General features: G+C 44.1%; 13 protein-coding genes. 5 read left to right on the top strand and 8 right to left on the bottom strand.

What is annotated here, in order from left to right:
• Positions 1-249: 249 nt before the first annotated feature.
• The 3 genes from AB4513_RS01850 (at position 250) to AB4513_RS01840 (ending at position 2,297) form a co-directional block, all read left to right on the top strand.
• The gene (locus tag AB4513_RS01850) at positions 250-912 is read left to right on the top strand and encodes a hypothetical protein (protein ID WP_083783997.1); all 663 of its coding nucleotides are present in this window, start codon (positions 250-252) and stop codon (positions 910-912) included.
• Between the two features lie 39 nt (positions 913-951).
• A complete protein-coding gene (locus AB4513_RS01845) occupies positions 952-1,383 on the top strand; it encodes a lysozyme inhibitor LprI family protein (RefSeq protein ID WP_009844901.1) in 432 nt (143 codons plus the stop codon).
• 122 nt (positions 1,384-1,505) lie between these two features.
• Positions 1,506-2,297: a carbon-nitrogen hydrolase family protein gene (locus AB4513_RS01840; protein WP_102257638.1), complete on the top strand. Its 792-nt coding sequence runs from the start codon at positions 1,506-1,508 to the stop codon at positions 2,295-2,297.
• An 84-nt stretch (positions 2,298-2,381) separates the two neighbouring features.
• On the opposite strand, the gene AB4513_RS01835 is transcribed toward AB4513_RS01840, so the two are convergent.
• The 7 genes from AB4513_RS01835 to AB4513_RS01805 form a co-directional block, all read right to left on the bottom strand.
• Positions 2,382-3,383 (bottom strand): substrate-binding domain-containing protein, encoded by a 1,002-nt coding sequence (locus AB4513_RS01835; protein ID WP_004730338.1) that lies wholly within the window; start codon positions 3,381-3,383, stop codon positions 2,382-2,384.
• Between the two features lie 153 nt (positions 3,384-3,536).
• Positions 3,537-4,481, bottom strand: a complete 945-nt coding sequence (gene rbsK / locus AB4513_RS01830) for a ribokinase (RefSeq protein ID WP_009844903.1) — start codon at positions 4,479-4,481, stop codon at positions 3,537-3,539.
• Between the two features lie 207 nt (positions 4,482-4,688).
• On the bottom strand, positions 4,689-5,567 hold the full coding sequence (rbsB, locus tag AB4513_RS01825; RefSeq protein WP_009844904.1) for a ribose ABC transporter substrate-binding protein RbsB: 879 nt from the start codon (positions 5,565-5,567) through the stop codon (positions 4,689-4,691).
• 174 nt (positions 5,568-5,741) lie between these two features.
• Positions 5,742-6,734 carry a ribose ABC transporter permease gene (gene rbsC / locus AB4513_RS01820; protein ID WP_009844905.1) on the bottom strand — a complete coding sequence of 331 codons (993 nt, stop codon included), beginning with the start codon at positions 6,732-6,734 and terminating at the stop codon, positions 5,742-5,744.
• Positions 6,731-8,236, bottom strand: coding sequence for a ribose ABC transporter ATP-binding protein RbsA (gene rbsA / locus AB4513_RS01815; RefSeq protein ID WP_102257613.1), 1,506 nt, complete (start codon positions 8,234-8,236; stop codon positions 6,731-6,733). The genes rbsC and rbsA overlap by 4 nt, the downstream gene beginning before the upstream one ends.
• Positions 8,237-8,333: 97 nt before the next feature.
• A complete protein-coding gene (rbsD, locus tag AB4513_RS01810; protein ID WP_009844907.1) occupies positions 8,334-8,753 on the bottom strand; it encodes a D-ribose pyranase in 420 nt (139 codons plus the stop codon).
• A gap of 279 nt (positions 8,754-9,032) precedes the next feature.
• Positions 9,033-9,347, bottom strand: a complete 315-nt coding sequence (locus AB4513_RS01805) for a winged helix-turn-helix domain-containing protein (protein ID WP_009844908.1) — start codon at positions 9,345-9,347, stop codon at positions 9,033-9,035.
• A 392-nt stretch (positions 9,348-9,739) separates the two neighbouring features.
• Here AB4513_RS01805 and AB4513_RS01800 point away from each other — a divergent pair, with 392 nt between their 5' ends.
• Positions 9,740-10,375: a porin family protein gene (locus AB4513_RS01800; RefSeq protein WP_009844909.1), complete on the top strand. Its 636-nt coding sequence runs from the start codon at positions 9,740-9,742 to the stop codon at positions 10,373-10,375.
• 150 nt (positions 10,376-10,525) lie between these two features.
• Here the strand turns inward: AB4513_RS01800 and AB4513_RS01795 are convergent, their stop codons facing one another.
• Positions 10,526-11,569, bottom strand: a complete 1,044-nt coding sequence (locus AB4513_RS01795) for an endonuclease/exonuclease/phosphatase family protein (protein WP_009844910.1) — start codon at positions 11,567-11,569, stop codon at positions 10,526-10,528.
• Positions 11,570-11,954: 385 nt separating this feature from the next.
• On the opposite strand from AB4513_RS01795, the gene AB4513_RS01790 reads away from it, so the two are divergent.
• A complete protein-coding gene (locus AB4513_RS01790; RefSeq protein WP_009844911.1) occupies positions 11,955-13,850 on the top strand; it encodes an extracellular solute-binding protein in 1,896 nt (631 codons plus the stop codon).
• Positions 13,851-13,860 lie beyond the last annotated feature (10 nt).

Here is a 13,860-nt window from a genome sequence, read left to right as displayed (position 1 = left end):
AAATTTAACGATAATAACGCAAGCTTATGCATAAATAGTGTGAACAAAAGTCTGAGTTATTGATATAAATAGCGTAACGCATGGTCGCACTATAGAAATCAGGATGTTAGATATGCTTCCAAGGTTAAGAGTGTCGTTTTTTTGTTCAGTACTTTTGCGTTTTTTGATGAAGCGGATTGTTACCGGTTTTTATCATCAAATTGAAAACTGTAATTTTTGAAATAATGCGAGTGAGTGGATTTGAGCGTAATGATTAAAAATATGATTTGGATGTTGGTGCGTGTGTTTATCGCGTTTCTGATGATTGCTCCTACCTACGCGATCTTTATCTTGTCTAATTCCGCAACACCACGTCTTTTTGAGACCAAACCAGAAGTGTTAGCTTGGCTTTCGTGCTTTCTTCTTGTGATTGGTTATGTATTGATTAGGTTTTCTAGAACGAGGTATGTGGGAAAATTATTATCGCTTGGTGTATTGGGGGCGGTAGTGTTAATCATGTATGTCGATGAGCGTTATCGGATTTTTGAAGTCAGTGTTCACGCATGGAGCTTATTTTTAGCCGCTCTGTATTTGATTATGCTCTTGTATTTCATTTTCCCGGTTAAGCAACTTAAGCCGCTACTGAGTTTAGTGCCTGTCGCAGGCGTGTCATGGTTTTTAGTTTGGGCCTTAGTGGGCCCAATAAGCTTAACATATGAGTTGATTAGCAGTAAAACAACAATTTCAATTGTGAACTATCAAAAGGTAGTCGACTTGCTACCTGAGTTGTACCTAGATGGTTTCCAGTCAGGTTTGTTTTCCATGCTTCTTGTTCTGTGGTTGTATGCTCTTGTGGTTTTTGGACATAATCCTAAACGCAGTTATCAACAATTGGCGTCTTATGTCGTTAAGATTCGTAATGCTTGGCATTAATAGGGCGCATATATGTGCTTTTGAATTAGGGGATAAATAATGAAAAAGGCTTTAACGGTCGTGTTATTAACGTGTTTACCTTTGCTTGCATCAGCATCCGATGATGTTGTCGATTGCGAGAATGCAATGAATACCATAGAGATCAATCACTGTGCGTCGATTGAGTTGGATACTGCACAAGTGGAGCTTGATCAATACCTTGAAGCGAGCTTTGAACACAATGCTTATGATGCGGAGTTGGTTAGCTCAATCAAGATGGCTCAAGACAGTTGGCAAGCTTACATGACGGCACATTGTGACTCGGTGTATACCCAATGGCGTGATGGTTCAATTCGAGGTCTTATGGCGCTTTCTTGCAAAACTAAGCTGACTAAACAAAGAACGCATGAGGTGTGGGAAAACTTCTTAACCTACATGGACAGCACACCACCAGTTTTGCCAGAGCCCAAGCTGATGAAGTATATGAACTGAGTGCTTATGAGAGTGTGCGCTTGCTTCAACCATTGGCGCTCGAGTCAGCAAGCGATGGGGGATTATCTTACCCTGTCGTTCTTAGTCTCAAGTTTGAAGTGTTACCGAGTAAGGATTCGATTTTGAATAGTGTCAGCGTCACTCTTGTCCAGCTTGAAGTTGAATACAAAAATAAACAAATGAACATCTCGCGAGTCTCTGAGCTTTTGGAAGCTGAGACGGCAGTGGGTGATATCACGTTGCTGCCTGAACTGTTCTCTACTGGATATATCTTTAACGATGCCGCAGAAATTCATGAACTGTGTGAAGACTTCAATAACAGCCCGACCATTGATTCATTAACTGCGCTTGCCACGAAACATCAGACGTTAATCGTTGCGGGTGTCGCTGAGGAAGATAATGGTCAGTATTACAATAGCGTTGTGGTGGTTGATGGTTCAGGTTTGCGTCATAAATACAGAAAAGTCAGTCAAACGAAATTCGACAAAGAGTACTTTTCTAGAGGAAATGAACTTCTTACTTTTGAATACAAAGGCTTGAAGTTCGGTGTCGCGATTTGCTTTGATATATGGTTCCCGGAGATCATGAGACCGTATCAGTCGGTAGACGTTATTCTCCATCCTGCGAATTTTGGTGGTCATCATAGCTTTGCCATTGCACAAGCAAGAGCGTTAGAAGAAGTGTGTCATATCGTGACCTGTAATCGCGTCGGGCAAGATGTGGTTGATGCCTTTACCGCGACATATTGTGGCGGCAGTAGAACCTATTCACCGAAGGGAGACTTAATGCTTCAACTCAGTGAGCATCAGTCTGTTGAAACGATTAATATTCAAGACTTGTCTATTGCGCCTCAATACAATGGTGTTGATGTGTTAGATGAAATACAACAGATAGCGTCTGCGTTGAATCGTTAACAAGACAAGTAAACGCAATAGAATCGAAAAGGGCAAGGTTAGATAACCTTGCCCTTTGTGATTTAGTCTGTGGAGGGCTGAGCCCTAAATCGCTTTTACGCTGCTTCGCTCTACAAGAGTCGGTTCTAGTTCAACGACTTGCGGGTAGGCGTCTGGCGTTTGTAGTCGGCTTAACAGGGTATCGACCGCCGCTTTACCTAAACGGTGCTTTGGCTGGTGGATTGTGCTTAAAGCGGGTGTCATGTACTTAGATAAGTGGATGTCATCGTAGCCAATGATAGACAGGTCATTTGGAATCAATGTGCCATCTTGAGCTGCCGCATGAATCACACCCATCGCCATCATGTCATTACTGACGAACAAGGCCGAAGGCATTTGACCACGAGCTTTCAATGTTTGGTAAGAATCAAAGCCACCATCACATTCGAAGTTTGATTCAACAATCCACTTAGGGTTGATCTCTAAATTCGCTTCTTCCATTGCTTGTTTATAGCCTTGATAACGAGAAGAGGCTTGGTTGCGATGCAGTGGGCCAGTAATACAGCCAATATCCGAGTGACCATTATCGATCAGGTGTTTGGTTGCCATGTAGCCACCTTGATGCGAGTTGTCTTGGATTTTATCACTTGCGAACAGCATTGGACCCCAGTCCATTACCACGACAGGTAACTCTGGGTAGCGCTCGAACACATCGATATGTTGACCTTCAAGCGTTGAACACATCAGCATCAAGCCATCAACACGCTTTTGCAGCAAGGTGTCGATCGAGGATTTCATGCGTTCGCTATCGCCTTCTGTATTACACAAGATAAGGTTGTAGCCTTTCTCATAACAACGACGTTCAACACCTTTCACTACTTCACCAAAGAATGGGTTGGTAGAGGTGGTAACCAGCATGCCCAAGGTTTTGGTTTGCTTCATTTTTAAGCTGCGAGCTAATGCAGACGGCGCGTAGTTGAGTTCTTTGGCCGCACTGTTAACACGCTCAGCAATCTCTTCACTGACAAAACGTGATTTGTTCATCACATGGCTCACGGTAGACGTTGAAACCTTTGCAACCCGAGCGATGTCTTTCATTGTTGCCATATAAAATCCTTGTGGGAATCACTTTTCCACGTTGGGCGATATTCTGCCTGAAAACAGGGGCTTATGCTTGATATTTGTTGTTACCGAATTTGAAGGCTTACATCCGTTAACTACGGTTTAGCTCAAGAGTTAACCCTTCAAATAGGTATCAAGCTAAGCAGACAGTTGCTCTGCCAAAAACGCATCGGTTTCAGCACGGCTTGGAATCGACGTTTGAGCGCCAAAGCGAGTCACTGAAATGGCAGCGGCAGCGTGAGCAAACTTGATCGCACGTTCTAATGGCATGTCTTCAAGTAAGCCTGTGACTAATGCGCCATTGAAAGTATCACCAGCAGCGGTTGTGTCCGTTGCTTCAACGCGGAAGCCTGCGATTAATTCACCTTCGCTAGCTTCATTACCTTGACCACGATGACTAACCCAAACGCCTTTTGCGCCTAGCGTGATCATTACCGTTTCGATGCCTTTCGCGTGCAGAGCCAAAGCTGCCTGATGAGCAGATGCATTGTCCGTCACGGTAATGCCCGTCAGCACTTCTGCTTCTGTTTCGTTGGGTGTAATCACATCAACACAAGCAAGCAATGAATCTGATAATGGACGAGCAGGAGCCGGATTAAGAATCACTTGAGTGCCGCTCTCTTTTGCTACTTTTGCTGCGTATTCAATACCTTCAATCGGAGTTTCAAGCTGAGTCAGCAGGTATTTAGCACTGCGAATCTTCTCTAGGTGCGGTTCAATTTGGTCGTAAGTCAGCTTGTTGTTGGCTTCAGCAGAAAGACAAATGCTGTTTTCACCCGTTGCGGATACTTGAATCATTGCAATGCCTGTCGGCGTGTTGTCTGCCACGATCACGCCGTCGATGTTGATGCCATCTTTAGCGAAGTCTTGACGAATATTGATGCCAAATGGGTCGTCACCGACACAGGCAATAAAGCCAATGTCTGCGTTTAATCTTGCTGCAGCGACCGCTTGGTTTGCGCCTTTGCCGCCAGGGATGACCTGATAGTTACCGCCAATCAAGGTTTCACCCGGACGAGGGAACGAAGGAACTTGCAGTACGTGGTCAGCGTTAACGCTACCTAAAACAATCAGTTGAGTCATGATACGAGCCTTATGATATATCGTATTTGAAAATGCATGGGTCTTTCTCATTACGTAAATTCTTGTTGCGTTAACTGCTCGCCTTGTTAGACGGCTTATGAGAAACAGCGATGCACTGTCTGGGTTGGTTTAATAAGGCAGGGATAGGGGAATCCCTGCCTATGTGTCGCTCTATTTTTTTCTTTATTTAATCGATATTGGATTCAATTACTTAGCGATGATTTTTAGAGGTACAGGTACGTACTCGTCTACTGTCTCGCCTTTCAGTACTTTGTCTGCCATTTCAACACCTAAAGAACCGATTAGATCAGGCTGTTGTGCAACCGTTGCGCCAAGTAGGCCACGGTTAACAGCAGCGATGCCGTCTTCAGTGCCATCAAAGCCAACGATCATTACGTCTTTACCTGAAGCTTGAACTGCGCGAAGTGCACCTAGTGCCATTTCATCGTTTTGAGCGAATACTGCTTGTACGTCTGGGTTAGCTGCAAGCAAGTTTTCCATTACGTTCAGGCCTTTAGTACGGTCGAAATCAGCAGGTTGGCTTGCTAAAAGCTCTAGATCGCTGCCGTTTACTGCGTTCATGAAGCCTTCACCACGTTCACGAGCAGCAGAAGTACCAGCAATACCTTCAAGTTGGATTACTTTCGCTTTCTCGCCTACTTTTTCCATGATGAAGTGACCTGCCATTTCGCCGCCGATTACGTTATCAGAAGCAATGTGGCTCACTACGTCACCACGGCTTGCGCCACGGTCTAGCGTTAGTACAGGGATGTTTGAACGGTTAGCAATACGAATAGCGTTAGATACTGCATCTGAATCTGTAGGGTTAATCAGGATTGCCTTAACACCACGAATGGTTAGATCTTCAATGTTCGAAAGCTCTTTGCTTGGGTCGTTTTGAGAATCAAGAACGATAAGCTTGTAGCCTAGCTCTTCAGCTTTCGCTTCTGCGCCATCTTTCATGGTTACAAAGAATGGGTTATTCAATGTAGACAGAACGATTGCCATTGTATCTTGCGCCTGTGCAGACACAGATACTGTTGTAGAAAGAAGGGCAGCAGAAATAAGAGTCGCTAATTTTTTCATGGTGTAAGTCCTTTATGTAGGGTGAGCTAGGTTGGATAACCCTAGCTCGTTGTTACATTATTTATAGATTTAATGTTTATAGGTTTGTTACTGATAGATCTTTTTATTAAAGGTGCTTTTTCTATGGGTTTTCTATAGATAAAGCAGGGTGTTGCATTGACTCAAACTAGAGTCTTATTTGTTTTTGTTATCGACCAATACTGCCAGAAGAATAACCACTGCTTTTGCAATCATCTGGTAGTAAGAAGATACGTCTAATAGGTTGAGGGCGTTGTTTAGGAAGCCGATTATCAGTGCACCAATCAATGTACCCATGATGCGACCACGACCGCCCGCTAAGCTTGTGCCGCCAAGAACCACGGCTGCGATGGCGTCTAGCTCATAACCCATACCTGCGGTAGGTTGAGCAGATGACAAGCGAGAGGCCACGATGATGCCAGCCACTGCAGCTAGCAGGCCACAGATTGCGTAAACGCCGATTTTCACTTTGTCTACGTCGATGCCTGATAGGCGAGTTGCTGATTCGTTGCCACCCAGTGCGTAAACGTAGCGACCAAAACGTGTGTGGTTTAATAGGTACCATACTGCTGCGAACACCACGACCATGATCCATACTGGAACTGGGATGCCCATTGCGTAGCCTGTACCGAACCAAGCGAATGCGTCTGCTGTGTCAGTGAAGCCTGTTGAGATAGGGCGACCGTCGGTGTAAACCATGGTTACGCCGCGAAGTAGTGTCATGGTTACAAGCGTTGCGATGAAGGCTTGAACTTTACCCTTAGCGATAATCACACCGCTAATAGCACCTAATGCTGCACCAGCTACTAGAGCGGTTGGTACTGCGATCATGACAGGGATTTCCATACCAATCATGCTGGCTGCGAACGCACCACAAAGTGCCAGTACAGAACCAACACTCAAGTCGATACCCGCGGTTAAGATAACCAACGTCATACCCACAGCGATAATCGCGTTAACCGAGGTTTGGCGCAGAATGTTCAGGATGTTGTCGACAGTAAAGAAGTTCGGGTTTAAGAAAGAAACGACAACAATCAGGAAGATCAAAGCAATCAATGACTTTTGATCAATCAGCCACTCTTTGCTGATTAATGGTTTTTTCTTTGGCGCTTCAGTTTCAGTTGTTTTGCTCATGGTTTTAGTACTCATGCTGCGTCCTCGTTGATCTTTTTACCGACCGCACACGCCAGTAATAATTCTTGGTTTGCTTCTTTAGCATCAAATTCACCGCTTACACGGCCTTCATGCATCACCATGATGCGGTCACTCATTCCTAACACTTCTGGCATTTCAGATGAGACCAAAATAATGCTCATGCCGTCGGCTTTAAACTTATTAATGAGTTGGTAAATCTCTTTCTTAGCACCGACATCGACACCACGCGTTGGTTCATCGAGAATCAGTACTTTTGGTTTGGTCATCAAGCCTTTAGCGATAGCCACTTTCTGTTGGTTACCACCAGAAAGGTTGCCAATGATTTGCTCGCGAGTCGGGGTTTTGATGTTGAAGAGCTTGATGAAGTCATCCACGGCGATCACTTCGTCTTTATGTTGGATTTGACCGCTCTTTGTCAGTAGGTCAAGTGAACATAAAGACATATTCTCTTTCACTGAAAGCCCTAGAACTAAGCCATCGCCTTTACGGTCTTCAGAGATGTAAGCAATGCCATTCGCCAAGCCATCTTTCGGGCTTACCGGGTTGATGGTTTTGTTTTCTAGGTTGATGACGCCGCGTTCACTTGGAAGGGCACCGTAAATCACTTTCATCAGTTCGGTACGACCTGCACCCATTAGGCCAGATACACCAAGAATCTCGCCGCGCTTTAGAGTAAAGCTCACGTCATGAACACCAGAACCAGTCAGGCCAATCACTTCAAGGCAGGTTTCACCGTGGCTCTGTCCGATACGTGGATATTGCTCGTCCAGTTTACGGCCAACCATCATCTCGATTAGGCCATCTTCGTCGGTGTATTTTACTTCACATTGTCCAATGAACTTACCGTCACGAAGCACGGTGATGTCATCACAAATCTCAAAGATCTCTTTCAAACGGTGAGAGATGTAAACAATGCCACAGCCTTCATCACGTAGTTCGTTAATTACTTTAAATAGAGACTCAGTTTCGGTATCGGTTAGTGCATCCGTTGGCTCATCCATGATGATGACCTTAGATTCAAACGATAGGGCTTTCGCTATCTCTACCATTTGCTGCTCACCAAGGCTTAGCTGACCTAAAGGAGTTTTTGAACTGTGTTTTACGTTAAGGCGTTTAAGTAGCTTGTCCGCTTCTTGGTACATTTCGTTCCACAAGATACGTCCCATGGTGCCTGTGATTTCACGACCTAAGAAGATGTTCTCGGCGATGGTTAGCTCAGGAATTAGGTTCAACTCTTGGTGAATGATGCTAATGCCGGCTTGTTGTGAATCACGTGGTCCTTTAAATGCTGCGGGTTTACCTTGGTATGCGATAGTGCCGCCGTCCAAGTGGTAAATGCCGGTAAGCACTTTCATCAACGTTGATTTACCTGCACCGTTTTCCCCCATTAACGCCATTACGCGCCCTGGGTAAACGTTGAGGCTCGCCTTATCTAGTGCTTTAACACCTGGGAAGGCTTTCTCAATTGAGCTAAGTTCTAAAATGGCTTGAGTCATGTCGGTTCCTTTACTCGGGGCCAGTTGTATTTGATTGTTTTGGTTCAGTGATGACACTGAGCTGTCGTTGCGCTTAGGTTCAAACGCTAAGCTTGAGTTAAAAGGTTACGCCAGCTTGGAAAATAACATTTGCGTATGGCGTGCATTCGCCAGTGCGAATAACCGCGCGGCTGTCATGCGTTCGCTCTTTGAATTCTTCATGAGTGATGTAAGTAATCGAAAGCGATTTGCCGCAACGCGCTTCTTCTGTCTTAACTAAATCAATCAGTGCAGCGTGATGGTCTGGGCTTACTTTCGCAAACTCTTCTGCAATCACAACGCCTTCAATCTGAGATTCATCCAGCATGGTTTTTACTGTTTGCTGAAAGCTCGGAACACCATGAGTTAAGGCAAGATCAATACGAGTTACGTGATCTGGAATCGGCAAGCCCGCGTCACAAATCGTGATTTCATCTGTGTGGCCAAGAGTCGCCACTAAGTAAGAGAGTTCAGAATTAATTAGAGTACTTTTTTTCATATCACGACCTATCGAAAAATAACGTTTAATGGGTTGAGAACAACTCAAGAAAAGCCATCGAAACGTTTCGATAGTGATAATAGTGTTTGATTTATCATTTGCACTCTTCACTTTGCTAGAGTGTGATAACGATCATCGAAACGTTTCGATGGGGCGTTTTTTAGTGATCTTAATCAACGCCATTGATTGCATAAATACGTTCACCATGGAGATATAAAGAGTGCGCTACGGCTTGTTGCCCATACAGTTTTGACACAATGTAGTGTCGCTTAAATTTAATTAAGTGGGGTCAACCGACAAAATGTAGCCAAACTTGGTGATTGTGGTTATCTGAATGTCTGGTGTTCTTAAGCGCGTAAAAACATTACGCAGATTATAGATGACGTTAGCAAGTATGTGAGGAGAGGTGAGTTCCCCTTCCCAGCACATATCAATAATATCTTCCCTAGAAACGGGATCCCCTAGATTTTCTGTTAGTAAACAGAGCACCGAAAGTAGGTGAGGGCGTAAAGTGATTTTATTCCCCTGTTCATTAGTAATCGTTCGAGAGTCAGTATCAATGATTAAGCCGTTGAGCTCTATTGTGTGGTTCATCGTGTTTCTATTCGTCTTATTCTGAATGGTTGAGATTGAGTTAAGTCGCAAGCTACTAAAGCGTGTGGATTATGCAAAATCACGCCACTCTTGAAAGTAAGCTTGCGTAAGTGCGAGGTGGAAAAACCTAAAAACCGGATGATTTGGAAGGGAATGGATTGTTCAAACAAACGTTAGGTGTTTTTTTATTTCTTTTTGATTCAGGCTCTTATGGTGTTTTAACTAATTCTGTTGTCTGGGGTTATAAAGTGATTACATTTTTATTTATTTTTTTGTTTTCTGTGAGCCTATCATGTTCGCGAATTCGACGGGGTGTCGGGTAACTCTAACAAGATTGTGCAGCACAGGAAGGCGTAACAATCTTGATTTGCATTAAGTAAGGTCAAGTAGTAATGGGCAATAAATTAATTCTAAGCATCGCAATGATGTCAGCATTTGCAGCAAACAATGTAATGGCAGCGGACAGTGGTTTGTATCTAGGTGGTGCCATTGGTACTTCTGGCGTCGATGATGGTGGACTATTTTCATCAATTAAAGAGCCAGTGACGTTTGAAGCAGAAGACAATGCTTACCGTATCATTGCTGGCTATAAGTTTAACCGTATTGTATCACTTGAGCTTCAGTACACGGATTATGGTGATGTGGTTGCTAAATATCCTTTAAGAAGCAACGCTGGCTTTACATGGACTCCTCAAGTCTTTTCGATTGCTGCAAACCTTGGTTATACGTTTGATAATGGCGTTCGCCCATTTGGTACAATTGGCTTATCTTCAATCGATCTCGATATGAAGTATGCAGACGGTTCACGTCCTTCAAGTTCTGATTTCGATGATTCAGGTGCAGGTGTACGAGTTGGTTTTGGCGTTGAGTACACCCCAGAAAAGCTTTCTGAGTTAAGCCTGAGACTTGGTTATGAAGCCGATGCATTTACAGTAGAAGTTGACGAGGGCAACTCTTGGAACCGAAAAAAGGTAGAGAAAGATATCGTATTGGCTTCATTCTATCTTGGCGCAATGTACACATTCTAAGTTTCACACTTTGCTAAACGGTAAATCGGTTTCTAAATGGGGCGTCGGTTGGCTCAACCCGTTTGGCTAAAGTGGAAGGCCGCAGTTTTTGACTGCGGTTTTTTTCATGTTCAACTCAGGTAACTCTCGATTGAAGATGTAATCGAATAGCTAGGCTTCACGGATATGAGCGGTGACAGCAACGATGGCATGGTCAGTACTGAATTGGTCGTGTTCAAAGCTGGGATTGATGAGGTGATGGTCGAGCACTGTGTAGCAAGAGATTTCCATCATGCTTGATGAGTTCTGACAGTCAAATTCGTTCGACATTAAAATGTAATCCAGAACAGAACCAGAGGCACCGTAATAGTGGGTTGGTTTGCGTTGTTCAAGTAAGTCTTGTTCATGCAATTGATGATAAATATCCCAGCTGTCTTTTAACCGGAAGTGGGAAAGCCAATGCTTGCTGTTTTCGTCTCTGTTTATTGAATAACTTAATAGCCCTTTAAACTCGTCGTTGAATAGAGGCTTATTAAAGTCACCCATTAACACAACAGGCTGATCGGTTTGGTAACGATGATTGGTGATGTATTGATGCAGCATCTGAGCTTCAAGGCCGCGCTGCACGCTAGATAACCAAGAGCCAAGTTGCTCTTGGTGGAAGCGAGTGAGCGTGTCACTTTGTGATTTTTCACCTTGCTGAGCGTTATCCACATCGATAGATTCTGCTTTGGGTTCTGTCGGACGTTGTGATTTGAAGTGCACCACATAACAGTCGGTTGAACCTAAATGGGGTAACGTAATCGTGGCATGAACAGGCGTTCTGTTGAATGAGAAATTGTCTCCAAGGTTGAACGCTGTCAGTAACTTCGAATCTGGCGTAACAGGCTGTACATTTTCAATTGGGTAGCGGGATGCGATACCAACGACAGGGGAGGTGTATAGGTAATCATCTTCAACGTCTGCGCTATCGACCACTGCAAAGTATGGATAACCTAGCTCATTCATCAATTGCTCTAAAGACTGCGGGCTAAATATCTCTTGAAAGCCAATCACATCACAATCTAATGAACTAATCGCTTCAGCCATCCAATGTTGCTTTTTCTGCCATTCATCGAAGCTGTAGATGTTCTCAAAATCATAGTAAGCATTCGGCGGTTCGAGATAGTTCAGAAGGTTGAACGTTGCGAATGTTATGTGGTTTGGTTTGTTCAAAGTGTCATTCCATTTAGACCTAAGCAGCAAGGATACTCCAGTAAAGTATAGATTGTTGATTATTTAGAACCTAAATTTCACTTTCAAAGCGAATCAAAGCGAATCTAAACCGTGGAGGCTTATGTCATTCCCGCTAGAGCAATCTCCGTGCTTTCCAACGCCACCAAGCTAATTAAAGGAATCAAAGCGATCAGCGTTAACTGCATCCAATAGTTTCGAGCGGTGACGAGTAATTTGTAAATAAACCGTCAGAGATGAAGTGCTGATGGTTTTATTAGTTATTACATGATGTTAGATTTGAACCTATACTTGTTTTAACGGCATGCATTCAAAGCCGATTAATCAACTTGAATATCGAATTCATAACATTTGAAGGGAGAGTCAAATGGGAACAGTTTTTCGACGCAAAGCCTCGCAGCGCACTCAGTTTTTCAGGTCTAATTTAAAGTCCTGTGCAGTTATGCTGCCGCTTATTGTTTTACACCCCTCCGTTACTTACGCTTCTGGTACCCAATCAACTCCTGCTGTCACCGTTATTGAAACCACACAATTGGTTGGTTTTGGTGAAGCAAAATATCCAGCCGATTTTACTCACTTTGATTACGTTAATCCTGATGCGCCAAAGCAGGGCAAAGTGACCTATGGCAGCATAGGTACCTACGATAGCTTTAATCGATTCGGTTCCCGCGGCGTTGCTGCAAGTTATACCGGAGAGATTTACGATACCTTGATGTTTTCTCCGAGCGACGAGATTGATGCGTACTATCCATTGATTGCTTCAAAGGTTCGCTACGCCAGTGATTTCACTTGGATGGAAATCAACATCAACCCAAATGCTAAATTCCAAGATGGTAAACCAATCACGGCTCACGATGTTGCCTTCACCTTTGACAAGTTTTCGAAAGAAGGTGTGCCTCAGTATCGCGTGTATTACAAAGAGATTGAATCAGTAACGGCTGTCTCTGATTTGGTTGTTCGAATTGAGATGAACAAGCCAAACCGCGAGAAGCTGTTTAGCTTTGCGCAAAGCACTCGTGTGTTGCCGAAGCATTTCTGGAAAGACAGAAAGCTGTCTGAACCTCTAAGTGAGCCACCAGTAGGCAGTGGTCCCTATAAGATCATTAGCTATAAATCTGGGCAAAGTGTGACCTACGGCCTAGATGAAAACTACTGGGCAGCAGACCTACCAGTCAACGTTGGCCGTAATAACTTCAAGCAAGTGCAATACGATTACTACCGTGACGACACGGTAATGTTGGAAGCTTTTAAAGCAGGGGAGTTCGATCTTCGAACCGAGAACTCGGCTAAGTTCTGGGCCAACTCTTACACAGGCGCGAACTTCGATAAAGGCTACATCATTAAAGAAGAGATCAACCATGAGAAGCCTGAAACGACTCAAGGTTTTGTCTTCAATATTCAATCTCCTGTGTTCTCAGATCCTAAAGTTCGAGAAGCGTTAACCTATGCGATGGACTTTGAGTGGATGAACAAGAACATGTTCTATGGTCAGTACAAACGTACTCGTAGTTATTTCCAGAACACCGACTATGAAGCGAAAGGCTTACCAAGCGCAGCTGAAGTTGAATTGCTGTCTCAGTACAAAGATCAGATTCCAGCGCGAGTGTTTACCGAAGAATTCCAACCTTCAGTCACCGATGGCAGCGGCCGTATTCGTAGCCAAATGCGTACCGCTTTCAAACTGCTGAAAGAAGCGGGTTGGGTATTGAAAGACAAAGTGATGACCAACGAAAAGACCGGCAAGCCGATGTCATTTGAGTTGCTGATTTACAGCCCAACCACGGAACGTATCGCAACGCCGGTTCAAAAGAACCTTAAGCGCATGGGTATTGAGATGAAGATCCGTACCATCGATACGACTCAGTACATCAAGCGCTTGCGTGATCGTGATTTCGACATGGTGTCGTCGTCATTTTCCGCAAACCCTTACCCTAGCCCGAACTTAATGATCGTTTGGAACTCTAACTACATTGATTCTACTTACAATACTGCAGGTGTTATCGATCCAGTGGTTGACGCGTTAACAGAAGAAATTGCGCGTAACCAACAACATCCTGAAAAGCTTCTTACTCTCGGTCGTTCACTGGACCGAGTATTGCAGTGGAATTTCTACAACATCCCGCAATGGCACGTTGGTGAATATCGCGTAGCAATGTGGGACAAGTTTGAGCGTCCAGATGTATTGCCTAAATACGATTTAGGTATCGATACATGGTGGATTTCAGAAGAGAAGGCGGCATTGCTTCCTGAAAAACGTCGCTAGGAGTTAGTTA

The organism is Vibrio sp. 10N.222.54.E6, from assembly GCF_041473955.1.
Classification (GTDB): Bacteria; Pseudomonadota; Gammaproteobacteria; order Enterobacterales; family Vibrionaceae; genus Vibrio; species Vibrio tasmaniensis_A.
Note: the sequence above shows the minus strand (reverse complement) of the source record. Positions and strands in the feature narration are given on the sequence as shown.

What these genes read in the sequence shown, in the direction of transcription:
- AB4513_RS01850 (WP_083783997.1), top strand. Translation starts at nt 250, where the DNA reads ATGATTAAAAATATGATTTGGATGTTGGTGCGTGTGTTTATCGCGTTT.
- AB4513_RS01845 (WP_009844901.1), top strand. Translation starts at nt 952, where the DNA reads ATGAAAAAGGCTTTAACGGTCGTGTTATTAACGTGTTTACCTTTGCTT.
- AB4513_RS01835 (WP_004730338.1), bottom strand. Translation starts at nt 3,383, where the DNA reads ATGGCAACAATGAAAGACATCGCTCGGGTTGCAAAGGTTTCAACGTCT.
- rbsK (WP_009844903.1), bottom strand. Translation starts at nt 4,481, where the DNA reads ATGACTCAACTGATTGTTTTAGGTAGCGTTAACGCTGACCACGTACTG.
- rbsB (WP_009844904.1), bottom strand. Translation starts at nt 5,567, where the DNA reads ATGAAAAAATTAGCGACTCTTATTTCTGCTGCCCTTCTTTCTACAACA.
- rbsC (WP_009844905.1), bottom strand. Translation starts at nt 6,734, where the DNA reads ATGAGTACTAAAACCATGAGCAAAACAACTGAAACTGAAGCGCCAAAG.
- rbsA (WP_102257613.1), bottom strand. Translation starts at nt 8,236, where the DNA reads ATGACTCAAGCCATTTTAGAACTTAGCTCAATTGAGAAAGCCTTCCCA.
- rbsD (WP_009844907.1), bottom strand. Translation starts at nt 8,753, where the DNA reads ATGAAAAAAAGTACTCTAATTAATTCTGAACTCTCTTACTTAGTGGCG.
- AB4513_RS01805 (WP_009844908.1), bottom strand. Translation starts at nt 9,347, where the DNA reads ATGAACCACACAATAGAGCTCAACGGCTTAATCATTGATACTGACTCT.
- AB4513_RS01800 (WP_009844909.1), top strand. Translation starts at nt 9,740, where the DNA reads ATGGGCAATAAATTAATTCTAAGCATCGCAATGATGTCAGCATTTGCA.
- AB4513_RS01790 (WP_009844911.1), top strand. Translation starts at nt 11,955, where the DNA reads ATGGGAACAGTTTTTCGACGCAAAGCCTCGCAGCGCACTCAGTTTTTC.